Annotated in this window: 25 protein-coding genes and 1 pseudogene; 11 read left to right on the top strand and 15 right to left on the bottom strand. The window is 72.6% G+C overall.

Going from position 1 to position 24,471, the window contains the following annotated elements; genetic code table 11:
- The first annotated feature begins 43 nt into the window (after window positions 1–43).
- The gene (locus tag ACWEVN_RS11325) at window positions 44–913 is read left to right on the top strand and encodes an SDR family oxidoreductase (protein WP_452051137.1); all 870 of its coding nucleotides are present in this window, start codon (window positions 44–46) and stop codon (window positions 911–913) included.
- 133 nt (window positions 914–1,046) lie between these two features.
- On the opposite strand, the gene ACWEVN_RS11320 is transcribed toward ACWEVN_RS11325, so the two are convergent.
- The gene (locus ACWEVN_RS11320; RefSeq protein WP_452051136.1) at window positions 1,047–1,895 is read right to left on the bottom strand and encodes an SCO6745 family protein; all 849 of its coding nucleotides are present in this window, start codon (window positions 1,893–1,895) and stop codon (window positions 1,047–1,049) included.
- Window positions 1,896–2,305: 410 nt separating this feature from the next.
- Between ACWEVN_RS11320 and ACWEVN_RS11315 the strand changes: the two genes are divergently transcribed.
- A complete protein-coding gene (locus ACWEVN_RS11315; RefSeq protein ID WP_452051135.1) occupies window positions 2,306–3,481 on the top strand; it encodes a hypothetical protein in 1,176 nt (391 codons plus the stop codon).
- On the opposite strand, the gene ACWEVN_RS11310 is transcribed toward ACWEVN_RS11315, so the two are convergent.
- The 3 genes and pseudogenes from ACWEVN_RS11310 to ACWEVN_RS11300 all read right to left on the bottom strand — a co-directional run.
- Window positions 3,457–3,678, bottom strand: coding sequence for an alpha-L-rhamnosidase C-terminal domain-containing protein (locus ACWEVN_RS11310; protein ID WP_452051162.1), 222 nt, complete (start codon window positions 3,676–3,678; stop codon window positions 3,457–3,459). The two genes, ACWEVN_RS11315 and ACWEVN_RS11310, sit on opposite strands and share 25 nt — an antisense overlap.
- Window positions 3,642–5,753, bottom strand: coding sequence for a family 78 glycoside hydrolase catalytic domain (locus ACWEVN_RS11305; protein ID WP_452051134.1), 2,112 nt, complete (start codon window positions 5,751–5,753; stop codon window positions 3,642–3,644). Before ACWEVN_RS11305 ends, ACWEVN_RS11310 begins: the two co-directional genes overlap by 37 nt.
- 352 nt (window positions 5,754–6,105) lie before the next feature.
- Window positions 6,106–6,501: pseudogene (locus ACWEVN_RS11300) on the bottom strand (glycoside hydrolase family 78 protein); the annotation flags it as partial.
- Window positions 6,502–6,511: 10 nt separating this feature from the next.
- Here ACWEVN_RS11300 and ACWEVN_RS11295 point away from each other — a divergent pair.
- The 3 genes from ACWEVN_RS11295 to ACWEVN_RS11285 are packed head-to-tail and all read left to right on the top strand — an operon-like array spanning window position 6,512 to window position 10,437.
- A complete protein-coding gene (locus ACWEVN_RS11295) occupies window positions 6,512–7,342 on the top strand; it encodes an ABC transporter ATP-binding protein (RefSeq protein ID WP_452051133.1) in 831 nt (276 codons plus the stop codon).
- A 22-nt stretch (window positions 7,343–7,364) separates the two neighbouring features.
- On the top strand, window positions 7,365–8,342 hold the full coding sequence (locus ACWEVN_RS11290) for an ABC transporter substrate-binding protein (protein ID WP_449684140.1): 978 nt from the start codon (window positions 7,365–7,367) through the stop codon (window positions 8,340–8,342).
- A gap of 1 nt (window position 8,343) precedes the next feature.
- Window positions 8,344–10,437: an iron ABC transporter permease gene (locus ACWEVN_RS11285; protein ID WP_452051132.1), complete on the top strand. Its 2,094-nt coding sequence runs from the start codon at window positions 8,344–8,346 to the stop codon at window positions 10,435–10,437.
- 28 nt (window positions 10,438–10,465) lie between these two features.
- Here ACWEVN_RS11285 and ACWEVN_RS11280 read toward each other — a convergent pair whose 3' ends face one another.
- The 5 genes from ACWEVN_RS11280 to ACWEVN_RS11260 all read right to left on the bottom strand — a co-directional run bounded on the left by ACWEVN_RS11280 (window position 10,466) and on the right by ACWEVN_RS11260 (window position 12,863).
- The gene (locus tag ACWEVN_RS11280; RefSeq protein WP_452051131.1) at window positions 10,466–10,813 is read right to left on the bottom strand and encodes a hypothetical protein; all 348 of its coding nucleotides are present in this window, start codon (window positions 10,811–10,813) and stop codon (window positions 10,466–10,468) included.
- A gap of 243 nt (window positions 10,814–11,056) precedes the next feature.
- The gene (locus ACWEVN_RS11275) at window positions 11,057–11,674 is read right to left on the bottom strand and encodes a sensor histidine kinase (protein WP_452051130.1); all 618 of its coding nucleotides are present in this window, start codon (window positions 11,672–11,674) and stop codon (window positions 11,057–11,059) included.
- Window positions 11,675–11,778: 104 nt separating this feature from the next.
- Window positions 11,779–11,985: a hypothetical protein gene (locus tag ACWEVN_RS11270; RefSeq protein WP_452051129.1), complete on the bottom strand. Its 207-nt coding sequence runs from the start codon at window positions 11,983–11,985 to the stop codon at window positions 11,779–11,781.
- A 78-nt stretch (window positions 11,986–12,063) separates the two neighbouring features.
- A complete protein-coding gene (locus ACWEVN_RS11265; protein ID WP_452051128.1) occupies window positions 12,064–12,303 on the bottom strand; it encodes a hypothetical protein in 240 nt (79 codons plus the stop codon).
- Window positions 12,304–12,374: 71 nt separating this feature from the next.
- Window positions 12,375–12,863, bottom strand: coding sequence for a MarR family winged helix-turn-helix transcriptional regulator (locus tag ACWEVN_RS11260; protein WP_449684135.1), 489 nt, complete (start codon window positions 12,861–12,863; stop codon window positions 12,375–12,377).
- A 64-nt stretch (window positions 12,864–12,927) separates the two neighbouring features.
- On the opposite strand from ACWEVN_RS11260, the gene ACWEVN_RS11255 reads away from it, so the two are divergent.
- The gene (locus ACWEVN_RS11255; protein ID WP_452051127.1) at window positions 12,928–13,347 is read left to right on the top strand and encodes a DUF6069 family protein; all 420 of its coding nucleotides are present in this window, start codon (window positions 12,928–12,930) and stop codon (window positions 13,345–13,347) included.
- On the opposite strand, the gene ACWEVN_RS11250 is transcribed toward ACWEVN_RS11255, so the two are convergent.
- The 3 genes from ACWEVN_RS11250 to ACWEVN_RS11240 all read right to left on the bottom strand — a co-directional run bounded on the left by ACWEVN_RS11250 (window position 13,304) and on the right by ACWEVN_RS11240 (window position 15,912).
- Window positions 13,304–14,131, bottom strand: coding sequence for a hypothetical protein (locus tag ACWEVN_RS11250; protein ID WP_452051126.1), 828 nt, complete (start codon window positions 14,129–14,131; stop codon window positions 13,304–13,306). The genes ACWEVN_RS11255 and ACWEVN_RS11250 overlap by 44 nt on opposite strands.
- Window positions 14,132–14,226: 95 nt before the next feature.
- Window positions 14,227–15,060 (bottom strand): hypothetical protein, encoded by an 834-nt coding sequence (locus ACWEVN_RS11245; protein ID WP_452051125.1) that lies wholly within the window; start codon window positions 15,058–15,060, stop codon window positions 14,227–14,229.
- Between the two features lie 132 nt (window positions 15,061–15,192).
- Window positions 15,193–15,912, bottom strand: coding sequence for a TetR/AcrR family transcriptional regulator (locus tag ACWEVN_RS11240; RefSeq protein ID WP_449684132.1), 720 nt, complete (start codon window positions 15,910–15,912; stop codon window positions 15,193–15,195).
- Window positions 15,913–15,998: 86 nt separating this feature from the next.
- Between ACWEVN_RS11240 and ACWEVN_RS11235 the strand changes: the two genes are divergently transcribed.
- The 3 genes from ACWEVN_RS11235 (at window position 15,999) to ACWEVN_RS11225 (ending at window position 20,374) form a co-directional block, all read left to right on the top strand.
- Complete coding sequence (locus tag ACWEVN_RS11235) at window positions 15,999–17,114, top strand: FAD-dependent oxidoreductase (RefSeq protein ID WP_452051124.1); 1,116 nt, start codon at window positions 15,999–16,001, stop codon at window positions 17,112–17,114.
- Between the two features lie 144 nt (window positions 17,115–17,258).
- Window positions 17,259–17,537, top strand: coding sequence for a hypothetical protein (locus tag ACWEVN_RS11230; protein WP_449684130.1), 279 nt, complete (start codon window positions 17,259–17,261; stop codon window positions 17,535–17,537).
- Window positions 17,534–20,374, top strand: a complete 2,841-nt coding sequence (locus tag ACWEVN_RS11225; protein ID WP_452051123.1) for an RNA polymerase sigma factor — start codon at window positions 17,534–17,536, stop codon at window positions 20,372–20,374. The genes ACWEVN_RS11230 and ACWEVN_RS11225 overlap by 4 nt, the downstream gene beginning before the upstream one ends.
- On the opposite strand, the gene ACWEVN_RS11220 is transcribed toward ACWEVN_RS11225, so the two are convergent.
- From ACWEVN_RS11220 to ACWEVN_RS11210, 3 genes are all read right to left on the bottom strand, one after another.
- Window positions 20,352–20,987, bottom strand: coding sequence for a hypothetical protein (locus ACWEVN_RS11220; RefSeq protein ID WP_452051122.1), 636 nt, complete (start codon window positions 20,985–20,987; stop codon window positions 20,352–20,354). The two genes, ACWEVN_RS11225 and ACWEVN_RS11220, sit on opposite strands and share 23 nt — an antisense overlap.
- A gap of 133 nt (window positions 20,988–21,120) precedes the next feature.
- The gene (locus ACWEVN_RS11215; protein ID WP_452051121.1) at window positions 21,121–21,702 is read right to left on the bottom strand and encodes a dihydrofolate reductase family protein; all 582 of its coding nucleotides are present in this window, start codon (window positions 21,700–21,702) and stop codon (window positions 21,121–21,123) included.
- 65 nt (window positions 21,703–21,767) lie between these two features.
- A complete protein-coding gene (locus ACWEVN_RS11210; RefSeq protein ID WP_449684187.1) occupies window positions 21,768–22,589 on the bottom strand; it encodes a helix-turn-helix domain-containing protein in 822 nt (273 codons plus the stop codon).
- A 303-nt stretch (window positions 22,590–22,892) separates the two neighbouring features.
- On the opposite strand from ACWEVN_RS11210, the gene ACWEVN_RS11205 reads away from it, so the two are divergent.
- Window positions 22,893–23,690, top strand: a complete 798-nt coding sequence (locus ACWEVN_RS11205) for a hypothetical protein (protein ID WP_452051120.1) — start codon at window positions 22,893–22,895, stop codon at window positions 23,688–23,690.
- Between the two features lie 61 nt (window positions 23,691–23,751).
- Window positions 23,752–24,432, top strand: a complete 681-nt coding sequence (locus ACWEVN_RS11200) for an LppX_LprAFG lipoprotein (protein WP_452051119.1) — start codon at window positions 23,752–23,754, stop codon at window positions 24,430–24,432.
- Window positions 24,433–24,471 lie beyond the last annotated feature (39 nt).

The following is a 24,471-nucleotide window of genomic DNA, read 5'->3' as shown; positions in this document are numbered from 1 at the left end:
TCGCGGCAAAGATCTTGCCGCAATACCCGGCATCCTTCACCTCATGCATACGACCACCACACCCAGCCCCAAGACCGTCCTCGTCACCGGCGCCACCGGCACGATCGGCCGCCACCTGGTCGACGAACTGCTCGCCGCCGGGCACCGGGTGAGGGCGCTGACCCGCACCCCCGAGAAGGCCGGCCTGCCCGAGATGGTGGAGCTGGTCGCCGGCGACCTGACCGCGGCGCCACCGGAGGGACTGTTCGACGGTGTCGACAGCGCGTTCGTCTTCCCGGTGGCGGGGGTGGCCGGATTCGTCAAGGCGGCCGCGGCCGCGGGCGTCGCGCACCTGGTCCTGCTCTCCTCGCTCGCCGCGGCACTCGAACACGAGCGTGACCGCGGGTCGGCCAGCCAGGTGCACCACTCCGCGGTCGAGGACGCCGTCCGCGACAGCGGCGCGGCCTGGACGATCCTGCGGCCCGGCACCTTCGCCGGCAATCTGCTGGCATGGGCCCGGCCCATCCGCTACACCGGCGGAGTGACCGGCCCCTACCCGACCTCCGCGCAGGCCCCGATCCACGAGGCCGACATCGCCGCCGTCGCCGCCGTGGCGCTGACCGAACCGGGACACGCCGGCCGGCACTACCCCATGACCGGTCCGCAGGCGCTGAGCCGGGTCGAGCAGCTCGACACGATCGGCACGGCCATCGACCGGGAGCTGAGGTTCACCGAGAACACGCCGGACGAGTTCCGCGCCGAGATGCATTCCTACGGCGTCGGCGAGGACATCATCTCGATGCTCCTCGGCTATTGGTCGGACACGGTCGAAACGCCCGACATGGTGCGGCCGGCCGTGGAGCAGGTGACCGGACGGCCGGCCCGCACCCTCGCGGAGTGGGCGCGCGACCACGCGGCGGCCTTCGGCGCGTGAACCCTCCGGGTCAATCCCGGTAGTTGAAGAGCACCTCGCCCAGATCGGCCGGGGTCAGCACCCGGAACGCCGGGAACTCCGCCGGCGCGGCGCGAGCCCGGGTGACCGATTTTCCACCTCCCGACGCTCGCGGCTACTGCCTCGCGAGCACCCAGGGCATGAACTTCTCCGCCAACGCCCGGCTGAACGGCCGCACCAGTTCCTGCAGTTCGGCACACGCGGATTCGCCGATGTGCGCATACGGCGCCACGCTGTTCTCGTCGGTCGCCTTCTCGAGTTCCGCCCGGCGGGCCGCACCCGTGGGCGTGAACGTCGGCTCGGCATCACCGGTGAGCCAGTCCCGCTCACGGAGGCCGTCGACGGCGCGGCTCCAGTCCTCTTCGGACCACGACCGGGAAGTACGCAGGGTTTCCGCCGGGACAGCACCGGAAGCAGCGTGGGTGACGAGCGCTTCGACGCCGCTCAGGCCTGCCGTCAGCAGGGCCGCGATGTGGGCGTCGCCGCGGTACTCGCGGAGCAGGGTCTGCGCGTGCCACAGGACCAGGTGGGGTTCGGTGGGCCACGAAAGGGCCGCGTGGGCGGCGTACAGCGGGCGGCCGACAACGTCGTCGGCGACGGCCTCGGCGGCCTCGCGCAGCAGAGTGGCCGCCCGGTGCATCTCCGGAGAGCCGATCGCGTCGCCCAAGGCGCCGCGCAGCGCCCGATCCGCGGCGGCGTAGCGCGCGGCCAGGACGGCGTCCGGCTCGGTGGCGGCCCGCGCGGCGGTGATCGACTCCCGGACGAGAGCGGGGTTGAAGTTGTAGAAGGTCGCGACCACGACCGAAGCCGGGACCGCACCCAGCGCCGCCGACCTCGACGCGAAGTAGCCCGCGCGGCCGCTGAGGCCGAGCTCCTGGTACGCCGCGGCGGCTTCCGGAGCGAAGTAGATCATGCCGTGGTAGGGCTCGATGAGTCGCCAGGTCCGGCGCGCCGCTTCGATCACGAGGCCAACATACCAGCCAGTCGGTACGGCGTGGGGCGTTCCGGCCCGCCCAGCCGCGGTCCACCTCGCTATGCGGGCCACCCCGCCTTACGGCCCACCGGCCGTGCGACTCATCCTGCCGCGCGGCCCCCGGCCGCGCCGCCCACCCGGCTTTCGCGCCTACCTCACGGTGCGCCCTCATCCCCCGTGCCGCCCACCCGGCCGTGCGGCCTACCAGCCGCGCGGCCCACCCGCCGCGCACCCCACCTCGCCGCGCGGCCCACCAGCCCGGCAACCCCGCCGTGTCGCCCACCCGGCCATGCCGCCCACCCCGCCACCCGACCCACCCAGCCGTGCCGCCCACCCCGCCGTGCCCCACAGCCGGCCCGCGCTAGCATCCCGGCGGCGGCCGCGCCGATCGGGAGGCGAACATGGCGGACGAACGCGGCGTCGAAGCCGTTGAGCAGTGGTTTCGGCGGCGAGGCTTGCCCGCCGTGGTGCGGGGGCGGCCTGCGCAGCTGCTGGTGCGCATCGGGCCCGCCGTCGTGTTCGTTGCGGCCTGGCGGGTGCTCACCGCCGTGCTGTCCGCTGTGGACGGCCGGACCGATGCGGACTTCGACCGGCTCATGGAAAACGACCTCTACGCCCTCGGGTACACCGGGCTGCTGCTGAGCCTGATCGTCTTCCCGGCCCTCGGGTCGTGGCTCACCGCGCGGTGGGTGCGGCGCAAGCTGGTCGACCGCGGCGGCACCGTGCCCGCGGCGGTGATGGCCGCGGTGTTCGTGGTCGTCGTGCCCGTGGCCGACTGGATCGTCGACGGCGACTCGATGCCGCTCGGCTTCGGCACCCAGCTCGCGATCCTGGTCGGATTGTTCGCCGCCGCCTTCGTCGGGGTCGGGTCGATCGTCGGCTGGGCGCTGCGGGCCGCCTACCGGCAGACGCGGCTGCTCGGCGAGCTGACCAGCCGGGCGCTGCCGCTCCTGCTGCTGTTCACCGTCTTCGGGTTCTTCACCACCGAGATCTGGCAGGTCGGCGCCGCCCTGCCGCGGCAGCGGATGTGGCTGGTCGTCGGGCTGCTCGCCGTGGTCGCCGTGGTCTTCCTGCTCGCGGCGCTCAAGGACGAGGTCACCCGGCTGACCCAGTCGCGCACCGCGCCCGTCGGCCTCGACAAGCTGCGCGAAACGCCGCTGGCGCCCTTCCTCGCCGACGACGTCCCCGAACGGCTCCCGCTCACCAAGCTGGAACGGGCGAACATGATCCTCGTCCTCGTCCTGACCCAGGTGCTGCAGACCTTCGTGCTCGCCACCCTCGTGTTCGTCTTCTTCGTGGTCTTCGGGATCGTCGCGGTGCAGCACGCGGTGATCAAGGCGTGGATCGGCCGCGACCCCGCCGGCGGCACGCTGTTCGGCATCCAGCTGCCGATCCCGCAGGAGCTGCTGCAGGTTTCGCTGTTCATCGCCGCGTTCTCCGGCCTGTACTTCGCCGCCTCGACGGTGACCGACGCCAAGTACCGCAACGCCTTCTTCGACCCGCTCGCCGACCACCTCGCGGTCAGCCTCGTCGCGCGCGACCTCTACCTCGCCTACTTCGAGCCTCGGAAGCGGTAACTCCCCGACCCGACGATCACGACGGTGGCCTTCTTCGCCGCGTCGTACGTCACGCTCGAAACACCCGGGGCCCACCGCACCGGCTTGCCCGACTCGGTCACGTTGCCCGCCGGGATCACCACTTCGGCGGTGGTGCCGGCGGGCACGGTCACGTCCATCGTCAGCCCGCCACCGGTGACGCTCCAGGCATTCGACAGCCGCCCGTAGACGGTGTCGATGGCCCCTTCGGCGTGGGTGAGCCCGCCGCCGAGGTGAACGAATTCATGTCCACCGGCCCGAACGTGCCGTCGGGCTGGATCGAGTTCCAGCGTTCCCACAGGGTGGTCGCGCCCTTGCCGATCTCGTACCCCCACGACGGGTAGTCCTTTTTGGACACCAGCGTGTAGGCGAGGTCGTCGCGGCCGATGTTCGTCAGGGTCGGCATCAGCCACGGCGTCCCGATGAACCCGGTCTTGAGGTGGTTGTCGCTCTGGGCGAGCTTCGCCACGTACTTCGCCCCCGCCTTGGCCTTAAGCGCCGGATCGGTGACGAGGTCCATGCCGAGCGCCAGGGCGTACCCGGTCTGCGAATCGCCCAGCACCGTCCCGTCCGCCGCCATCTCCGCCATCATCCGGACGTCCTGCGCCCAGATCGCGGTGCCGAGCACGCCCTGGTCCGAGGGGTCGTCGAGGTTGAGCCAGTCGTTGGTGAAGAACGTCAGCCGGCCGGTCTCCAGGTTGTCCGGCCCGGCACTCGCGCGGGCGTAGGCGAAGAAGCGGCTCATGGCGTCGTAGTTGTCGCGCAGCACCTGCCCGTCGCCATAGGCGTGCCACACGGCATACGGCACGGTGATCAGCGCGTCTTCCCAGCCGACACCGCTTTCGTCGAACGCACCATTCGTCGACGGGACGACCGCCGGGATCGACCCGCTGCTCTTCTGCTCGTCACGGACGTCGGTCAGCCACTTCCCGAGGAAAGCCCGGGTGTCGCTGAGGTAGCTCGCCGTCGGCGCGAAGATGTTGATGTCACCGGTCCAGCCCAGCCGCTCGTCGCGGGCCGGGGTGTCGGTCGGGATCGAGAGGAAATTGCCCCGCGCGCCCCAGGAAACGTTGCTGAGCAGCTGGTTCAGCATGCCGTCGGACGTCCCCAGCGTGCCGGTGCGGCGCAGGTCCGAACCCCACACGACGCCCCGCACGTCCGCGGCGGCCGGCGGCGTGGCGAGCCCGGTGACCTCGAGGTAGCGGAAACCGTGCTGGGTGAAGGTCGGCTGGTAGGTGCTCGTGCCGTCCTTCGCGAACCGGTAGTAGTCCGTGGCGGTCGCCGCCCGCAGGTTCGCCACGTACATCGTGCCGTCGGGGTTGAGTACCTCGGCGTGCCGCAGCTTGACCGTCTCCCCCGCCTTGCCGGTGAGCTTCACCCGGGCGACGCCGACCATGTTCTGGCCGAGGTCGTACACGGTCACTCCCGGCGCCGGGTGGCTGACCGCTTTCGTGGTGAGGACCTGGGTTTCCCGCACCGGCTCGTCCGGCTGCGGCGACAGCTTCGCCGTGTCCGAGGGCCGGGTGACGACCGGCGCCCACGCCGAGTCGTCGAACCCGGCGGCCGCCCAGCCGGGCTGTTCGAGCCGGGCGTCGTAGGTCTCGCCGAGCTGGTTGTCGGTCGCCGCGAACGGGCCGGTGCTCCACTTCCAGCCCGGTGCCGTGTCGACCCACTGCACGCCGCCGTCGGCGTAGGTGATCTTCAGCCGGGCGACGAGCGCCAGGTCGGTGCCGTACTGCCCCTTGCCGGCGAGCCCGATCTTCCCGGCCCACCACCCGTCGCCGAGCGCGGCTCCGAACCCGTTCGCGCCCGCCCGGACCAGCTCGGTGACGTCGTAGGTCTGGGACTGGATCCGCTTGGCGTACTCGGTGTAGCCGGGCGCGAGGCACTGGTCGCCGACCTTGCGGCCGTTGAGCGTGAGCTGGTAGACGCCGTGCGCCGACGCGTACACGCGGGCCTGGGCCACGCGCTTGCCGGGCGTGGTCGAGAACGACGTCCGCAGCAGCGGTTCGAAGGAGTCGCGGCCGGCGAACAGGGCGTCGGTGCTGCCGGTGACGGTCAGTGCGCCGTGGTCGATGCTGCCGCCGGTGAACGGATTGGGCACCGCGAATTCGGGGTTCGCCAGCACGCTGCCGTCCGGTTTGGTGACGGCGAACTTGGTGACGGTGACCGATTCCGCGTCGTAGGTGCGCAGGCCGGCCCGCCCGCTCGGGAAGTCCGTGGCCGTGCGGGTGTCGACGACGACACCGTCCAAAAGTGGTCCGGATGGTGGTGCCGTCGACGGTGTAGGCCACGGTGTGCGTCCCGGCCAGCAGGCCGGCCCGGGTGAACCCGAACGGCCGCAGGTCCACTTCGGCCAGTACCGAGTAGCCGCCGTTGACGCGCAGGTGCGGACGCAGCAGCGGCACGGACGTCGCGGAGTCGCCGACGTTGAGCTGCCACATGTAGGCGTTGCCGGCGTCCCGGGCCCGGAGGAAGGTCCCGAAGGCCAGGTTGTTCAGCCGGAAGTCCTCGGTGACGGTGTAGTCGGTCCACTGGTCGTACGACGGCGCCGGTTTGCCGATCCAGGCCGCGGAGCCCCAGTCGGCCGCGGTGAGCAGCCCGGTCTCGAACCACGCGGGCCGGCTCCGCCGGCTCGGGGCCCCCTGGTCGTCCCAGCTGCGGACGCGCCAGAAGTACCGGACGCCGGAGACGAGATCCGGCCCGCGATAGGCGACGTCGACCTGCTGCGCCGACCTGACCCGGCCGGAACGCCAGACATCGGCGGCTCCCGGCGTCCGGCCGACCTCGAGCTCGTAGGCGGTTTGCGTGACCGTCCGACGCGACGAGGAGATCTGCCAGCCGAATACGGGGGCCGCTCCGGGAATCCCGAGTGGGTTGGCCCGGCCGTTCGTGGTGAGCCCGTCGAGGGCCGGTGAGAGTAGGTGACCGCGGTCACGGTCGTCAACAGCGTCCGAATTGTGCCGTCCGCCACCTTGTAGGTTAGGTAAGCCTGACCTTATGGTCCTCCCTGTGTCCCTCGTCCCCCGCTCCGGCGTGCACGCCCAGGAGGTCGACGTCGCCTACGGCAGCGACGTCGTCGTGCGTGCCGCTTCCCTTTCCCTGCAGGCCGGGACCGTCACCGCGCTGATCGGCCCGAACGGCAGCGGGAAGTCGACGCTGCTGCGGGCGCTCGCCCGGCTGCACCCACCGGTCGCCGGGTCCGTCACCTTCGCCGACGGCGCCGACCTGCGCGCACTGTCCGGAAAGGACATCGCCAAGCGGATCACCCTGCTGTCGCAGCACCGGACCGCGCCCGGCGGGGTCTGCGTCCGGGAGCTGGTCGAGTTCGGCAGGCACCCGCACCGGTCCCGCTGGGGCGGCCGCGATCCCGAAGGGCCCGCCGCCGTCGAGCGGGCGATGGCGCTGACCGGGCTGTCCGCCCTCGCCGACCGGCCCGTGCAGGCGCTGTCCGGCGGGCAGGCGCAGCGGGTCTGGCTCGCCGCCTGCCTGGCCCAGGACACCGCGCTGCTGCTGCTCGACGAGCCCACGACCTTCCTCGACCTGCGCTACCAGGTCGAGATCCTCGACGTCGTCCGCGATCTGGCCGACCGGCACGGGGTCGGCGTCGGCGTGGTGCTGCACGACCTCGACCAGGCCGCCGCGGTCGCCGACCGGGTGCTGCTGCTCGAAGCCGGCCGGGTCACCGCCGAAGGCACCCCCGCCGACGTGCTGACGGCCGAACACCTCAGCCGCGCCTACGGCATCCGCGTGGACGTCGTCGCCGACCCGGCCGACGGGCGGATCCACACCCGCGCGGTCGGCCGCTTCAACGACGCGGCACCGCGCACCGCGTCGGTCTGACCCGAGAAAAAACAGGAGAAACATGCGGATCACCCGGATGCTCCTCGGCCTGTCCGCGGCCGCCACGTTCTTCGTGGCCGGCTGCGGCACCACCGAGGCACCCACCAGCAACGCCGCCGCCACCGGCGGTGCCGGCCCGATCACCGTCGTCGACTCGCGCGGCAAGGAGGTGAAGCTGCCCGGCCCGGCCAAGCGCGTCGCGGCGACCGAGTGGAACGCCGTCGAGCACCTCGTCTCCCTCGGCGTCATGCCGGTCGGCGTGGCCGACATCAAGGGCTACGGCCAGTGGGTCAGCGCCGAAAAGCTCGACGGCACCCCGAAGGACATCGGCACCCGCGGCGAACCGAGCCTCGACACGCTCGGCTCGCTGGGCCTGGACCTCGTGGTCGTCACCGACAGCGTGACCGAAGGGGCCCTGGAGCAGATCGAGGCGAAGGTCCCGGTCATCGTCATCAACGGCGGCAACGCCAAGGACCCGATCGCCGGGATGTACGCCAACCTGGACACCATCGCCAAGGCCACCGGCACCGAAACCCGGGCCGCACAGCTGAAAACCGAGTTCGAGCAGAAGCTGACCGCCGGCCGGGCCGCGGTGGAGAAGCGGGGCGCCGCGGGCCAGAAGGTCGCGTTCTCCGACGCCTACGTCACCTCCGGCTCGGTCAGCATCCGCCCCTACACCAAGGGCGCGCTGGTCTCCGCGGTGTTCGCCAAGCTCGGCCTCGAGACCGCCTGGCCGATGGACGGCGACGCGGTCTACGGCCTCGCGCAGGCCGACGTCGAAGGCCTGACCAAGCTGCCCGACGTGCGGTTCTGGTACATCGCCAACAACGCCGACGGCGACCCCTACCAGCAGCAGCTGGCCGGCAACGCGATCTGGACGAACCTCCCGTTCGTCAAGAGCGGCAAGGTGCACCGCTTCCCGGACGCCCTCTGGATGTTCGGCGGCCCGAAGTCCATGGCGCAGTTCGTCGACGCGGCCGTCGCCGCGCTCGAGAAGTAGCGTGGTCACCCTGACCGAGCCCGGCCCGCCCGCGGTCGCCGTCCGGCGCCGCGGGCGGCTCGCGCTGCTCGGCGGCGGGCTCGCCGCGCTCATCCTGCTGGGTTCGGCCGTGCACCTGACGCAGGGCACCGCGAACCTGGACCCGCTGGACGTGCTGCGGCTGGTCTTCGGCAGCGCGACCGGTGACACGACCGCGGTGGTCGTCGAGTCGCGGCTGCCGCGCCTGCTCGCGGCGCTGGTCGTCGGGGGCGCGCTCGGCGTGGCCGGCGCGGTGCTGCAGTCGGTGTCCCGCAACACCTTGGCGTCGCCGGACACCCTGGCCGTCAACGCCGGCGCGCACCTGGCGGTGGTCGCCGTCGCCGCGTTCGGCGTCTCGCTGCCCCTGCTCGGCGCGACCGGGATCGCCTTCGCGGGCGGGCTGGCGGCGGCCGTGTTCGTGCTCGCGCTGTCCGGCACCGGGGGCACCGGGATCGTGCGGCTGGTGCTGGCGGGCACCGCGATCGCGCTGGCCCTGATCTCCGTGACCCAGGTGCTGCTGCTGTTGTACGCCCAGGAAACCCGCGGCCTCTTCGCCTGGGGCGAGGGCTCCCTGGAACAGAACGGGCTCGGCGGCATCCGCACGCTCGGCCCGGTGGCCGGCGTGGCCCTGGCCGTGCTGCTCGGCCTGGCCCGGCGGCTCGACCTGATCCAGATCGGCGACGACCACGCCCGGACGTTGGGTGTCCACATCGGACGGACCCGGTTCGCCGCGATCGCGCTGGCCGTGCTGCTGGCCGCGACCGCGGTGACGCTGGCCGGCCCGATCGGGTTCGTCGGCCTCGCCGCACCGGCGGTGGCCCGGCTGCTCGCGACCGTGGTGCCGGGCCTGCACCGGCACGCGGCGCTGCTCCCCTGCTCCGCGGCGCTCGGCGCGGTGCTCCTGCTGGGCGCGGACGTGCTGCTGCGCGCGGTCATCGGCCCCCAGCGCGCCCTGGCGGTGCCGACCGGCGTCGTGACGACGATCCTCGGCGCGCTCTTCCTCGTGGTCCTGGCCCGCACCGCCCGGATCACGGCCGCGACCGCCGAACCACCCGCGGCCGGCGCCCGCGGCGGGGTGAGCGCGACCCGGTACCGGGTGACGGTGGCGGTGCTGGTGCTCGTGCTGGCCGCCGTCGCCGTGGGCGCGGTGCTGCTCGGGGACGCGAAACTGCTGCTGGGCGACGTCGTCAACTGGGTCACCGGGCAGGCGGGGCCGCTCGTCACCGGTGTGCTGGACACCCGCGTTCCCCGGGTGGTGGCCGCGCTGCTGGCGGGCGCGGCACTGGCGCTGGGCGGCGCGCTCACCCAGGCGGTCGCCCGCAATCCCCTGGCCGAGCCGGGGATGATCGGCGTCGTCGGCGGCGCGGGCCTCGGTGCGGTCGCCGTGATCACGGCCGTGTCCGGGGCCGGGTTCTGGACGCTGACCGGCTCCGCGGGCCTGGGCGCCGCCCTGGCCATGGCCGTGGTCTTCGCCGTGGCCGCCCGCGGCGGGTTCACCAGCGAACGCCTGGTGCTGATCGGTTTCGGCGTGCACGCGGCGTCGCAGGCGGTGGTGACGCTGCTGATCACGCTGTCCGATCCGTGGAACGAGACCAAGGCGCTGACCTGGCTGGGTGGTTCGACCTACGGCCGGGCCTTCCCGCACCTGGTGCCGATGGCGCTGGCCCTGCTGGTGGTGACGCCGGTGCTGGTCCGCACGCGGCGTGAGCTCGACCTGCTGGCGCTGGACGACGAAACCCCGCGCGTGCTGGGCGTGCCCGTGGCCCGGACGCGGTTGCTGCTGCTGTCGTGCGCGGTCCTGCTGACCGGCGCGGCGGTCGCGGGCATCGGGGTGCTGACGTTCGTCGGGCTGGTCGCCCCGCACGCGGCCCGCGCGATCGTCGGCAGCCGGCATTCCCGCCTGCTGCCCGCCGCCGCGGTGCTGGGCGCGATCCTGGTCTGCGCGGCCGACACCGTCGGCCGCACGGTCCTCGCCCCCGGCCAGCTCCCGGCCGGCCTGATGACCGCGATCCTCGGCGCGCCCTACTTCGTGTGGCTCCTCTACCGCCACCGCACGACCGCCGCCCGGAGACGCTGAGCTCCCCCGGGCGGCGGTCCGTCCGTGCTCAGCCGTCGACGCTGGTGTGCGTCTTCGAGGCGCACTTCGCCGGCGTGGTGTCGCCGTTGCCGTCGACCAGGCACACCTTCAGGCCGACCGCGTCACCGGCGTAGACGTTGCCATAGGCCCTGAAGGGATCCCACACGACCGGCTCCTTGGCCAGCCCGTTGCCGTTGTCCTTCGACCCGATCAGGACGCCGTGCCCGTCCCCGCAGTAGTCGTGCACGACCGCGTAGTCGTCGTTGTTGCCGCCCCCGGGCGCCCCCGCGCCGGCGAACCCCGGGGTGGCCCGGATCAGCGCCGCTGGCCCCGCGCGGATCAACTCCTGGTCGTCGACGACGAGCACCCGAACCATTCGCGATCGCTTCCCCCGGGCTGTCCGCGTTACTGGCTGTGCGTTCCTCCCGCCGAGCTTGTCGGCAGGGTGAGCACGACCTCAGCCTGGCGCGCTCCCGCATCCCGATCAGGCCGTGCCCGCCCGATTCCGCGGGAGCACCGCGGTTTCGCCCGTCGTCGGTGATCCGCGCGACGAAAACCGTTTCGCCGTAGGCCAACCGGACGCGCGCGCCTGCCCCGCCGGCGTGCTTCACCACGTTCGTCAGCGATTCCTGCACGATCCGGTGCACGCACAGGGCGACGCTGTCCGCCAGCGGGCGGACGACCCCGTCGACCACCAGCTCGACCGGGATGCCCAGCGCCCGGCCAGCACCTCGATCCGGTCGAGGCTGAACGCCGGGGAAGCGTCGTCGGCCGGGGCCACCGGATCCGAACCGATCCGCAGCAGCACGAACAACCGCCGCAGTTCGTCCAGCACCTGCCGGCTCGTGTCGGCGACCGCGCGCAGCGCGCCGGCGGCGGTCGGCGGGTCGGATTCGAGCACGTACCCGGCCGGCCCGGCCTGCACGGCGATCACGGACAGGTGGTGCGCGAGGACGTCGTGCAGTTCGGTGGCGATGCGCATCCGCTCCTCGGTGACCGCGCGCCGGGCCCGGGCTTCCCGGTCCCGGTCGAGCTGCCTGGTCAAGACCTCCAGGCGCGCGTTGCGCTCGGTGAGGATCCGGCGGATGTCGCCGACGGCCCAGACGGTCGCGCTCAACAACGCGGCGAGCGCGGCCAGCAGCCACAGCGGCCCCAGGTCCGCGGAGGCCGTCCCCGCCGCCTGCACCACGGTGGCGAGCACGGCGGCCGCGACCGACACGCGCCGGGACCGTTGCACCGCAACGGTGTAGTGGGCGAGCAGCGGGCCGAAGTTGTTTAACGCGTCTCAGTACCCGGCGATCACCGACGCCAGCGAACCGGCCAGGCAGAGCAGGAATACCTTCACCGGCGCCCGGCGGCGCAGCGTGACCGGCAGGATGGCGGCGGCGGTGAGCAGCACGCCGGGAAGCCCGAAACCCGGCCGTGCGAGGCGTAGTCGTACCGGGCGGCCAGCACGACGCCGAGGACGACCCGCCACGACACCACGCCGTCCAGCAGCTGCGGGTGCGCTTCCCCGTACCGCCGCACCCGCGTCCACGCCGCCCGCACCGGGCCACCGTATCCGCCCGGCTGCGGTGCGTCATGCTCCCGGGGTTGACCTTCGGTACCGCGGGAGTTGACGGGCCCCTACTCGGCCGTGGTTCTGCTTCCGCGCCGCCGTCGCCAGACCACGGCCGCGACGAGCAGCGCCACGGGTAAACCGGTGATCAGCAACCCTTCGGCGGGCGCCGGCACGACGTCCTGGTGCGCCACCGAGGCGGCGAGAGTGACGCCGCCGGCGGGGAATTCCCGGGCGGGCGGACCACTCCCGCACCCGTTCTGCTCGTGCCAGGGCCCGGCGACTGCGTATTCGACGGCGGTGGGCATCCCGCACCCCTCCTCGGGTGTTCTCCGGAACCGCAGACCAGTGTGGCGCGGCCGGCCGGAGAACTCCACACCTACTCGGGTGCCAGGATTTCCGTGGGGAGGCCGAGGGTTTCCACGATCCGCGCGACGGCGTCGCCGAGCCGCACGAAGTCGTCGCCGAGCGGATCGGTCACCAGGCGGCGGACGGTGGCGACGTGCCCGGGCGCCGAAGCGGCCAGGTGCGCGCGCCCGGCCGCGGTGAGCGTCGCCGTGGTGAACCGGCGGCCCTGGCCGGTGCAGACTTCGCGCACCACCCACCCCCGGTCTTCCAGGCGCGCGACGGCGTGCGAAATCCGGGGCAGCGACCCGTTGGCCATTTCCGCGATTTCGCTCATCCGCAGGCTTTCCCCGGGCACGGCCGACAGCCGGGCCAGGATCATGTAGCCCAGCAGTGTCAGGTCGGCGTCCCGCAGCAGCTGGCTTTCCAGCGCGCCCGGGAGCGTGAGCAGGACCTTCGCCAGGTTGATCCACGCCCGCCGTTCGTCGTCGTCCAGCCAGCGGGCCGGCTCCTCCTCGCGCACGCCTTGACTTTAACACGCAACCCAACCTACCGTTTGGGTTGCGTGTTAAACCCAAGGAGGAGCGATGACGACCACCCCGCGACTGACCTCGATGACCGTCCTCCGCCTCGGCTTCGCCCTGCTGGCGGCGGCCGCGGCGAACACGGCCATCGCGCTCGGCGCACTGGCCCTCGACGACGGCGGGATCGCGATGGGCCTGAACCCCGCGTCCTACCTGCCCGCGACCGCCGCCGGGCTGCTGCTGGGCACCATCGGCTGGTTCGTGCTCGCCCGCCGGGCGCCGCGGGCCCTGCGCGTGGTCGTCCCATCGGTCCTGGTCCTGACCTGGGTCCCGGACCTGCTCCTGTTCACGGCGGGCGCCACGGCGGCCAACGTCTTCGGCTTGATGCTGATGCACCTGGTCGTCACGACGGCCGTGGTCGCCGCCCTGCGCCCGACGCTCACTCCGGTCGCGGTTCAGCTCTCAGAACCGTCCGGGAGGTGAGCCGGCCCTTCTCGGGTTCCCGCCCGGCCTGCCCCGCGGCGACGGCGGCGGTCAGCGCCCCGACGGCGTCCTCGGCGCGGTAGATCGTTTCCAGCAAGGTGAATTCCTGAAGGGCGGCAACGGTGGCCGGGCCGTTCCGCTCCAGTTCCGCCAGCAGCGCCCGCCGCAGCGGCAGCAGCTGCGGGGTGAGCGAGATGTCGACGAGCGTGCCTTCGGGGTCCCGCGGATCGCGGTACCGGATGCCGGCGAACTCGTCGGCCGCCCAGAGCTCGTTCTTGAAGGTGGCGAGGTGCCGGCCGTCGGCGGTCGCGAACACGAGCGTCTTCGCGCTTCCGTTGTCCGCCACCAGATCCACGGCCACGGCACACCCGAGCCCGGCCGCCTTCAAGCGGTCCCGGTGGTCCGCGCCCGGTTCGGCGGCCAGCAGGACCTCGTGCGCCTTGCCCCGCACCAGCGACGTCGGCCAGTCACCGGAGAGGTGCGCGAGCATCGGCCCGCGCACGTCGACCTCCCGGAGTTCGCCGACGGTCCGGACGACCAGCCCACCCGGAGCCCCACCGGGCGACGCCCGGCCGACGAGGACCACCTCCAGGTGGTGCTCCCCCAGCCGGTCGGCGAACTCCCCGAAAACCCGGAAGGCCTCGGCGGCGAACTCCCCGCATTCGACGTAGGTCCCACCCTTGGCCGACCGCAGCACGGTGGCGGTCCACGCGTCGAGGTACCGCACCAGCACGTCACGCTCGACGGAAACGTGCGGGTCAGGACGCCGGACGCGCTCGGCCACGCTCCCGGTTGTACCGCACCGCGGCGCCGATCACCAGATCCCGCGCGGCTCGGCTCACCTCCTGGAGACCGAGGAGCGGCGATGAGGAGCAACGCTCACGTGGCTTCGGCGCGATTCGCCGCGCCACCGAGTTCCACCGTCTGGACGAGCCAGAACACTGCATACCAGAGGATGATCAGCGCCTCCAGCCACAACGCCCAGTGCTGCACGCCGACGACCCAGAGGATTCCTCCGGTCAGGAGGGACCCGCCCATCAAGGCGGCGACCACGATGTACCAGACCGTGAAGTTCCCTTGGGGGGCGGACCAGGCGTTCGCCACGACGACGATGACGATCCCGATGAACAACGGTATCGCCGCGTAGAGGTGGCCGTGGTCACGGAACCAGTCTTGCCTGTTCCAGTACAGCCAGATTCCGAAGACCAAAACCGCCAGCGTCACCAGGTGCGAGATGAGCGTGTACGGCTTGGGGCGTTCGAACCGGCCGTGCCGGCGTTTCCGCGCAAGGAGGCCGAAGACCGTGGCGGCGACCCCGATCGCGAGCAGCGCACCGACATCGGTCTTGACCGCCGCCTCGATCTCGGGCCGGCTCGGCCCGTTCACCGGAAGACAGGCGTCGTCGATTTCCGTCGGCACGAACGCGACGATGAACGCCAGGAACCCCGAGCAGTCGAGTGCGGTGTTCTCGTAGTCGGTGTTCCCGCGGTAGACGATCATGCCCGTGCCGATCGCGCACAAAACGCCGACGAAAACGGGCCGCACCGAAGTGAAGTAGTAGGCGCTGATGGAATGCTGCCAGCACAGACCGTCATTGACGAACAGGAACTGCAAGAGGATGGCGAGGAACAGCAGCGCCACGAGCATGACCATGGCGACGCGAAGCGCCAGGTAGGTCTGGTGAATGTTTTCTTCCCGGTTTTCGACGCTCACGCCGACCTCCTTTCGGGAAACGTCCGTTGCCCGTGCAGGACGCCGTCGGGCCGCGGTTGTCCGGAGGTCGCAGCTTCTTCACCGGCCGTTACCGTCCAGGAAAAACGTCACCTGAACGAGTCTTCAACGGAATCAACGGGACGACGGGGTCCGGCTGAGGTTGTCGACGATCAAACCGACGGTGAACTCGAACCGATCCTCCCCGCTTCCGGAAGTCAGCTCGGCGGCGAAGCGCCGCGTCTGCGGAAACGCCTCGGCCGGCAGTGCGGCGAACCGGTCCAGCAGCTCGTCCCGGCCGACCACCCATTCGTCCTCCGGACGTTTCCGCCGCTGCCGGACCAGCGATTGCTCCAACGCATATGCGCTGACGTACAGAGAAAGCGCGTCAAGGCCCCACGCGGCGGCCTGCGGCTCGACATCCCCGGCAAGCAGAATCGCGAAAAGCCCTTCACGGACCCGCAGCGCGTCGAGGTTGGTGGGGACCATGCCCAGCGCAGCCCGGGAAACGCCGGGGTACTTCAGATACTGGTCCCGGATCCGGCCGTACACGTCGAGGAGCTGCGTCCGCCAGAGCGCCGGGTCCGGTTCGGGCAGGTCGATCTCGGCGCACAGGCGGCCGATGAGCAGGTCGTCGAGGTCGTCCTTGTTCACGATGTGCGCGTACAGCGAAGACGGCCCGGTGCCGAGCACGGCGGCGACGCGGCGGATCGTCAGCGCGTCGTAGCCCTCGGCCGCCACGACCTGCAGGGCCGCGTCGGTGATCCGGTCGACCGTGATCGGCCTCTTGGGCGACGGGGCCGCGGGATTTCCTGCGTGCCGGGCGGCTCGGCGCTGCCGGGGGTCGGTGGGCATGTCGATCACTATAGCTTGAGACGAACTTAGTTCGCGTGCTAGAACTTAGTTCGTTGAGAACGAACTAAGTTCGAAAGAGGTCTGACATGCGAGTTTCCATCGCTGGAGCCGGGCTGGGCGGGCTGTGCCTCGCACAGGGCCTGCGCCAGGCAGGGATCGAAGCCGACGTGCACGAACTGGACCCGGCGATCACCGCGCGGTTCCAGGGCTACCGGCTCGTCCTGAATCCCACCGGGCTGGCGGCGCTCCAGGGCTGTCTGCCGCCACGCTGGCACCCGCTGCTGGACGCGATCACCGGCGACGCCTACGGCGAGCGGCTGGTCCTGGACCCGCGGCTGAACAAGATCGGCGAACTCGGCCCCGGGAGAACCGGCACCGTCGTCGACCGGCACGTGCTCCGCCACCTGCTGCTGACCGGGCTCACCGTGCGCACCGGGGCCGCGCTGACCGGCTACGACGTGCTGGACGACGGCCGCGTCGAAGCCCGGTTCGCGAAGAAAGACCCGGTCGTCGCCGACCTGCTCGTCGGGGCGGACGGCGTCGGCTCTGCCGTGCGTGCGGTGCTCTCGCCGCGGACCACGCCGACCGATACCGGCGTCCGGTTCGTCATCGGCCGTACGCCGCTGACCGGGCAGTTCGCCGGGCTGGAGCGGGCCTTCGGCTCGAAGATCGCCGGTAACGGCGTGAGCCTGCTGCTCGGCGCGATGCGCTTCCGCACCCCGCCGAAGGAGGCGGCCGAGACGCTGGCGCCCGAGGTGGTCCTCCCCGACGTCGGCGACTACGTGCGCTGGGCCATGATCCTGCCGCCGGACGGCCCGGCCGGCGGCCGGACCCCGCAGGAGACCGTGCTGGCCCGGATCGAGGGCTGGCACCCGGACCTGCGGGCGCTCATCGAGCAGGCCGACCCGGACAACAGCGCCCTGCTGTCCATCCGGGTGGTCGAGCCCCGCGAGCGCTGGGCGCCCGGCCCGGTCACGCTGCTCGGCGACGCCGTCCACGCCACCTCCCCGACCGGCGGCAACGGCGCGAACACCGCCCTGCGCGACGCGGACCTGCTGCGCCGCTGCCTGACCGAGGGCCGCCCGGACCTCGTCGGCGCGGTCGGCGCGTACGAACGGCAGATGTTCGAGTACGGCGCCGAGGCCGTGCGCCACAGCCTCGACGCGCTCCCCGCCTTCGCGCCGCAACCCGAATCGGCCTGACCCGAAGACGGACAAAAGCCGGACAATCGGGCCGCTCACCTACCCGGTACCGGTTCCACCCGAGAAAATAGGGCCTCACGCGGGGAGAAACCGGCCCGGTGCGCCACGAGCCAGGTGACACGGTTGCCGAACTCGGGAGATGTCATGGACGTCCTGCGCACCGAGCAGGAAGAAGACCGCGCCCTGGTGGCGCGGCTGCACGACGGTGACTGGAGCGCGCTCGACGTGCTCTACGGCCGGTACGCCCGACCGGTTTTCCAGCGCTGCTGGCGGATCCTGCGCGAACGGACCTTGTCGTGGGAGACCACCCACGACACGTTCGCCCAGTTCGTCGGGCACCTGCGCTGCCCCTGCGGGCAGCCCGCGCGCGAATGGCTGCTGGAAACCGGCACCCGCCTCGCCACCCGGAGGGCCGCGCGATGACCGAGGCGGAGATCTTCGACCACTGCCGCACCAGCGTGCGGGCCTTCCTGCGCCCGCGCGTGCCGAACACCTCCGACCTCGACGACTGCGTGAGCGAGGTCGTCGTCCGCGCGCTGGAAGGCCTGCGCAAGGGCGCCCGGCCGGACGTGCTCGAGGCCTGGCTGATCGGCATCGCCAAGAACGTGCTCAAGGAGCGCTACCGGGCCGCCAAGGAGGACGAGCTGCCCGGCGAACTCGCGCAGGAGCCGGGCGAGCCGCAGCTGGAGCTGGCCCGCACCGACCTGCCGGACCTGCCGTCGGAGTTCGAGGTCCTGCTCGGCAAGCGGCAGCTGTGGGACACGCTCGACGCGGCGACCCGCGGGCTCGGCGACGGCCTGGCCGCGATCATGCACGCCCACCTGCGGCTCACCAAGGAACGGGGACGGCACGTCGTCGGCGCGGAACTCGCGCGGGAGCTGGGCCGGCCGGTCGACGTCGTGAACCGGCAGCTGCAGCGGTCGCGCCTGCGGATGCTCGACGCGATCGCGGCGCTCGTCCTCGCCCGCACCGGCCGCGCGGACTGCGCGGGGCTGTGCGAGGTGCTCGACGCCGATCAGCTGCGCGCGGGCCGCCGGCTGCTGCTCGACCCGGAGCGGACGCGCGCGGTGCTCAAGCACGCCGGCGGGTGTGCGACGTGCTCGCCGCGCGTCGACGAGGCCCAGGACTACAGCCGCTGGGCCCTCGGTCCCGGGCTGCTGCGCCTGGCCGACGACGAAGAAGAACGCCGCCGGGCGCTCGTCGCGCTGCTCGACCGCCTCGGCGAAGGCGGGATCTCGTCGGCGCCGGCGCAGGCGGCCGCGCTGGCCGTGCCGGTGCCGCTGGCGGGGCCCGCGAACCTCGCGGGCCGGCTGCTCGCGTCCCGGCCCGCGCTCCTGCGCAAGGTCGACGGGGTCACCCGGTTCGCGCGGGACAACCCGGACGTGGCGCACCGGATCGTGGCCGCGGCGACGGGCGGGCTGGCGGCGGCCGCGGCGATCGTGGCCGCGGTGCTGTCCGGGTCGGACGGCGGTGGCGTGCCGCCGGTGGCCGCCTCCCCGCGCGCACCCGGGACGACGGCGCCGGCTGTCGCAGTGCCCACGGTGAGCGCGCCGGCGGCGGTGCCGGTGGCCCTGACGGCCCCGAAGAGCACTCCGCCGCCCACTACGACCTCGCCGGAAAGCCCCGAGCCACCGGCGCCCGGCTCGTCCGCCGTGCGCCCGGCCGTCGCCTTGCCGCCGCCGACCACCGCGGCGCCGCCGACATCGACGGCCACGGTCCCACCGACCACGGCGCCACCCACGACTTCGAACCCACCGACCACGATCCCGCCCACCACAGCGCCGCCCACCACCACTCCGCCGCCGACCACGACGACCCCGCACCCCCAGCCGATCACGATCGACGCCACCGGCCTCTCCTACACGACGATCACCATCTCCGGCGTCGGCGTCCGCGACTCCCGGCAGGCGCAGACCCTGAACCTCACCCCCGGCCCGCACACGCTCGCCACCCCGGCCGGTCAGGTGCTGCCCTTCGTCGTCACCGACGACTACCGCGTCCGCTACGACCAGGCACCGGGCGGCCCGTTGGACGGGTACGGCAGTTCGACCTTGACCGTGCGCGGGCACGAGATCGCCTTCGACGTGTCCGATGTGGACTACTACACCATGGCGGTCTCCGGCACGGGTTTCCCGGCGCCGCAACCGGTCCGGCACCTCAGACTGCTGCCGGGCGCGCACAGCGTGGTGACCGCCAACGGGAACTCGCTGCCGTTCACCGTCACCGCCACCGGCGGGATCACCTTCCCGGCCGGCTCGCCCGGCCTGCTGACCTGGGACGACCGGACGCTCGCCGTGCACGGCCTGCCGGTGACCCTCGACGCGACCGGCGTCGACTACGCCAACCTGACCGTCAGCGGCGCGGGCTGGCCGGCGCCGCAGGCGATCCGGACGTTCCGGCTGCTGCCCGGCACGCACTCCGTCGTGACGGCCAACGGCAACTCGGTGCCGTTCACGATCACCACGGCCGGGACCGTCACGTACGCCGACGCCCTCGGCGTCCTGTTCAGCACTGCCGACGAGGGCAGGAAGCTGCGGGTGCACGGCTTCCGCGTCACGCTGGACGCCACGGACGTCGACTACGACACCACGACCGTGAGCGGCACGGGTTGGCGCACCCCGCAGGCCGTCCGCGAACTGCGGCTGCTGCCGGGCGCCCACCGCGTGGTCGCGCACGACGGGCTGACCGCGCCGTTCACCGTGACCGCCACCGGGCTGGTGCGCTCCGACAGCCCGCTGCTGACCGGCACCGGAACCGTGCTGGCCGTGCACGGGCTGCCGGTCACGCTGGACGTCACGGATCTCGGCTACGCCAACGCGTCGATCGAGGGCGTGGCGTACGGGCCCCCGCGGCCGGCGCGCACGCTCCGGATCTTCCCCGGCCCCCACCGCGTCGTCACCAACGGCGGGCCGACGCTGGCGTTCACCGTCGACGAGTACGGGTTCGTCGGCTACGACCCGGTGGTGCGGGGCCTGCTCACCGCCGAGGGCAGCACGCTCGCCGTCCACGGGTTCCCGGTCACGGTCGACGCCACCGGGTCCGGCCACCCGCAGTTCGGCGTCGAGGGTGTCGGCTGGTGGGACGCCCGGCAGCCCCGCGTCGTGCGGCTCCTGCCGGGCACCCACTACGTGACGGCCCCGGGCGGGCGGCGGTTCGCCTTCACCGTGACGAGTGCCGGCCGCGTCGCGTACGCCGCCGCGCTGGACGGCGTGTTCGCCGGCCGCGACGGCACGACGCTCACCCTTCGCCCGCCCGGCTGACCGGCACGCGGACCCGGTTCGCCCGGGCCGGGTCCGCGGCCACCCGCAGCCACGCTGGCGCGTCGACCTCCTTGACCCGGATCCGGACCGGCGCGTAGCCGTCCGGGTCGATGCCCTTGTAGCCGTGCCGGACGACGCCGTCGTGGATCCGTTCCGACACCACGACGGCCAGGTCGGCGCCGGAGTGCGCGAGCAGCTCGTAGAGCGGTTCCCCGTCGACCAGCCGGCACGCGAGCTTCACGTCTTCGCTCACCCACCGCGGGCCGGCGCGCAGCAGCTCCCCCGCGTGCACCGCCAGCCGCAGCCGGATCCGCCACGCCGGCGCGACGACGGCGTTGTACGCGCGCAGCTCGGCGGCCAGCCGCGGCACGAACGGGTCCAGCAGGTCCGCTTTGGACACCCCGGGCGGCACGATGACGAGCAGCCCGTCCCCCCGGTCCTCGACGGACAACCGCCACCGCCCGATTCCGGCCGCCCGGAAGGCGTTCCGCACCATCCGCGCCAGCGCGGCCCGCGCCCGGAGCTGGGCGGGATTGTCCCAGCGGGACGATCCCGCGATGTCCACCACCACGATCGACCGGTGCACCGGCCCCCTCGACCCCACACTCAGCATCGGCTGCTCCCTTCTCGGTACAGCCTGTCCGTGGCGCGGCGGCGGCACTTCTCCCCGGCGGCGCCGAAGATTTTTCCCGGCACCCGGGTCCGTCGACCACCTCGTCGAATGGTGCCGGCAGCTCGCGCAGCGATCAGCGACGCACCCGATAGCAGAGGTGGAGCACCCGGTTGCCCCGGATGACCACCTCGGGGTCCTCCAGCAACTGCTGCCCGTCGACCGGCCCGAAGAACCGCTTGCCGGCCCCGAACACGACCGGCACGACGTCCATCCGCACCTCGTCGACCAGCCCCGCGGCCAGCACCTGGCCGCCGACGTCCCCGGCGGCGACCTCGACCACGCGGTCACCCGCGAGCTCCTGCGCCTCGGCCACCGCTGCCTCGACCCCGTCGGCGAAGTGGAACGGCGCCTCGGGGTCCCAGCCCTCGGGCGGCGGCCGGTGCGTCACGACGACCACGTGGTCGACCCCGGCGGGCGGCACACCGTCCCAGCCGTCCGTCAGGTCGAAGACGCGGCGGCCGGCGATCGTCGCCCCGATCCCGTCCCAGTACGGCCGGACGTGGTCGTAGGACGTCTGCGACACCTTCAGGACGCCGCTCGCGTCCAGCGGGACGTCGCCGCCGGTCAGCCAGTCGAACAGCGGTCCGGGCTGGTCCTCCTCGTCCGCGATGAAGCCGTCCACCGATACCGAGCTGTACATGACCACCTTGCCCACGGGCCCTCCTTTTGCTCTCGGGGAGCCCAAATTAGCCCGTCGTGCGCGGTGGCTCTTGTAAGAAATCAATCGGCCGGCAGCGGCCAGCCGTCCAGCACGTGGCCGGGGTGTTCGCGCAGGAATCGCCGCCGGACCTCGACGTACCGGGTCGGCGTCAGCCCGGTGAACGCCCGGAATTCGTGGCCGAAGTGGGCCTGGTCGAAGTAGCCTGCGCCACCGGCGAGGCCGCTCCAGTCGATCGGCCCGGCGGGGTCGATCGCGAACACGGTGGCGGTGAAGCGGTGGGTGCGCGCCAGCCGTTTCGGCGTGACGCCGACGAGCTCCTTGAACCGCCGGACCAGGTGGGTGCTGCTGACCCCGGCGGCCACGCTCAGGTCGCCGATCGCCACCGCCCCGCCGGCCGCCGCGATGACCCCGCTCGCGTGGCGGACCAGCCCCAGGCCGGCGGTCCCGGTCAGCCGTCGCAGCAGCTCCTCCTCGAGCAGCGTCAGCATCTCGTGCGGTCCGTCCGCCGTGGCCAGCCGGTCGCGCAGCCGGGCAACGGCGGCCCGGCCCCACACCTGCTCCAGCGTCACCGGCCGGTCACACAGCTCGCCCGCGGGCATCGGCAGGAACGGCGCCAGCCCCCACGGCTTCACGTGCGCGCCGACCGACCGGGTCGGGAGCGGGTAGCCGAACTCCAGCGCGCGGGTGGGCGTGCTGACCACGCAGCCGTCGGCGTACTCGGCCGTCTCGGCGTCGGTGCCACCGCGGATGCGGAACGGCGCCCCGAGGTTGACGATGAGAAAGGCCCCGGGCATGGGCGGCAGCATCAGCCGCGGATAGGGCGGCGCGCCCTCCAGGTGGTAGAGGTCGTCGATCAGCCCGTCCAGCGGCGGTCGCGGCACTCGGGACACGTACTCCACACCCCTAGCATCGCCCACGGGACGATGACAGGCATGGAAGCGTGCATCTTCTGCGCCATCGCGGCGCGGCAGGCCGAGGCGAGCGTCGTGCACGAGGACGAGACCGCGGTCGTCTTCATGGACCTGAACCCGGTCACGCCCGGCCAAGGCCACGCCCCCGGAACGCGAGAGGTCGCTCCTCGACGGGGACGCGCAGGCGATCAAAGACGCCATCGCGGGAACGGGCTGACCGGTGGCTCCGCGGTCCGCTCGGAATTGTCTTGCGGGCCAAAGTAAATTGGAGTCATGACGCTGTCCGGGGAACAGTGGTTGGCGCAGGTCTTCCGGCCGGCCGTGGCCGGGGTGACCCGGGCCCGGCGCGAAGGGTCCGCCGGCGTGGTTTCCGTGGATCCGTTGCGGATGCTCGGAAGCCGGCTCGCGGCGCAGGTCGAGGCGCTCGGTGCCACCGGGGTGCTCACCGACGAACAGGAAAGCGCCGCGCTCGACGCCCTCGAGGAGGCCGGGATCCGGCCGGAAGTCCGGTCGGTGTCGGTCTCGACGTCGTCTTCGACGGCCGGGGGTGCCTTCGCTCCCGTGGCTGCGCGGACGGGGTCGCCACCGGTCGTTGCCCCCGAGCCGGCCGAGCCGCCGACGTTGCGAGGTGTGCTGGCCGGCCCGCGCCTCCTCGGGCACGTCGGCGGACGGCCGGTGACGCTGATCTCGGCGGAGCTGTGGAGCGACCGGTTCCTGGTCGACCTCTACACCCACCCCGGCCCGGAGCACCGCGAACGGCGGGCCCAGGCCGCGCGCGAGCACCTGGACTGGCTGAACCGCCGACGCCGCGGGCAGGCCACCGACCCACCGGCCCGCACGGTGGCCGGGTCGCCCCTGGCCGACGTCACCTGGGAACTCCGCGACGAGCAGGGCACGGCGTACCGCCGGACCGGCGGCTCGGCCGAATCGGGCGACCACCTCGACCGGCTGCGCATGCAGTGGTCTCCGGCGCCGCCTGCGCATCCCGGACGCCTCACCCTGCTCGCCACCGATGCCACCGGCGCGACCGTGCTCGACACCGAAATCCCCCTCCCTCGGGCAATGCCGTGACGCCGCACCTCCGGCGGGGCTGCCCCTGACGCACGGGTGGCTCCTGATCTAGGGTGTGCGCATGATTCTGCGGCGTAGCCTGCTCGCGGTCCTGGCCCTGGGCGCGGCGATCGTCACCGGCTGTTCCTCGGGCGGTGACGCCACGCTGCCCGACGCCGGTGCCCTGCTCAAGGACAGCGCGTCGGCGGCGGGCGCCGTCACCAGCACGCACTTCACGCTGAAGGTCACCGGCACCGTGCCGGGCCTGAGCGTGCACAGCGTCGACGGTGACCTGACCAAGGCCAACGGAGGCGGCGCGAAGGGCACCGGCACGCTGGACCTGATGGGCCAGGTCGTCGACGCCCAGTTCGTCCTGGTGAACGGCTCGCTCTACATCAAGGGGCCCACCGGCGGGTTCCAGCGGATCCCCGCCGCGCTGAGCTCCTCGATCTACGACCCGTCCGCGATCCTCGACCCGCAGCGCGGCATCCCGAAGGTGCTGGCCTCGGTCCAGGGCCCGAACACCGAAGGCACCGAAAACGTCGGTGGCACGCCGACGTACCGCGTCGCCGGAACGGTCCCGAAGGACGCGCTGACCGCGCTGGTGCCGGGGACGGCCTCGAACGTCAACGCCACCTTCTGGCTCCGCCAGGACGGCGGCCACCTGCCGGTCAAGGCTTCGCTGGGGTACCCCGATGGCGCCACCGTGGACGTCACACTGTCCGATGTGGACAAGCCGGTCACCGTGACCGCGCCGGCGTGACCGCGCCGGTCGCCTCGCGCGGCGGCCGCGCGCTCGCGG

The organism is Amycolatopsis sp. NPDC003861 (assembly GCF_053605405.1).
The sequence above is the reverse complement of the archived record's forward strand: the minus strand, read 5'-3'. Positions and strand labels throughout refer to the sequence as shown.

Coding starts and splice junctions, on each gene's coding strand:
- ACWEVN_RS11325 (WP_452051137.1), top strand. CDS start 44: ATGCATACGACCACCACACCCAGCCCCAAGACCGTCCTCGTCACCGGC.
- ACWEVN_RS11315 (WP_452051135.1), top strand. CDS start 2,306: ATGGCGGACGAACGCGGCGTCGAAGCCGTTGAGCAGTGGTTTCGGCGG.
- ACWEVN_RS11290 (WP_449684140.1), top strand. CDS start 7,365: ATGCGGATCACCCGGATGCTCCTCGGCCTGTCCGCGGCCGCCACGTTC.
- ACWEVN_RS11280 (WP_452051131.1), bottom strand. CDS start 10,813: ATGGTTCGGGTGCTCGTCGTCGACGACCAGGAGTTGATCCGCGCGGGG.
- ACWEVN_RS11265 (WP_452051128.1), bottom strand. CDS start 12,303: ATGCCCACCGCCGTCGAATACGCAGTCGCCGGGCCCTGGCACGAGCAG.
- ACWEVN_RS11255 (WP_452051127.1), top strand. CDS start 12,928: ATGACGACCACCCCGCGACTGACCTCGATGACCGTCCTCCGCCTCGGC.
- ACWEVN_RS11240 (WP_449684132.1), bottom strand. CDS start 15,912: ATGCCCACCGACCCCCGGCAGCGCCGAGCCGCCCGGCACGCAGGAAAT.
- ACWEVN_RS11235 (WP_452051124.1), top strand. CDS start 15,999: ATGCGAGTTTCCATCGCTGGAGCCGGGCTGGGCGGGCTGTGCCTCGCA.
- ACWEVN_RS11230 (WP_449684130.1), top strand. CDS start 17,259: ATGGACGTCCTGCGCACCGAGCAGGAAGAAGACCGCGCCCTGGTGGCG.
- ACWEVN_RS11225 (WP_452051123.1), top strand. CDS start 17,534: ATGACCGAGGCGGAGATCTTCGACCACTGCCGCACCAGCGTGCGGGCC.
- ACWEVN_RS11220 (WP_452051122.1), bottom strand. CDS start 20,987: ATGCTGAGTGTGGGGTCGAGGGGGCCGGTGCACCGGTCGATCGTGGTG.
- ACWEVN_RS11205 (WP_452051120.1), top strand. CDS start 22,893: ATGACGCTGTCCGGGGAACAGTGGTTGGCGCAGGTCTTCCGGCCGGCC.
- ACWEVN_RS11200 (WP_452051119.1), top strand. CDS start 23,752: ATGATTCTGCGGCGTAGCCTGCTCGCGGTCCTGGCCCTGGGCGCGGCG.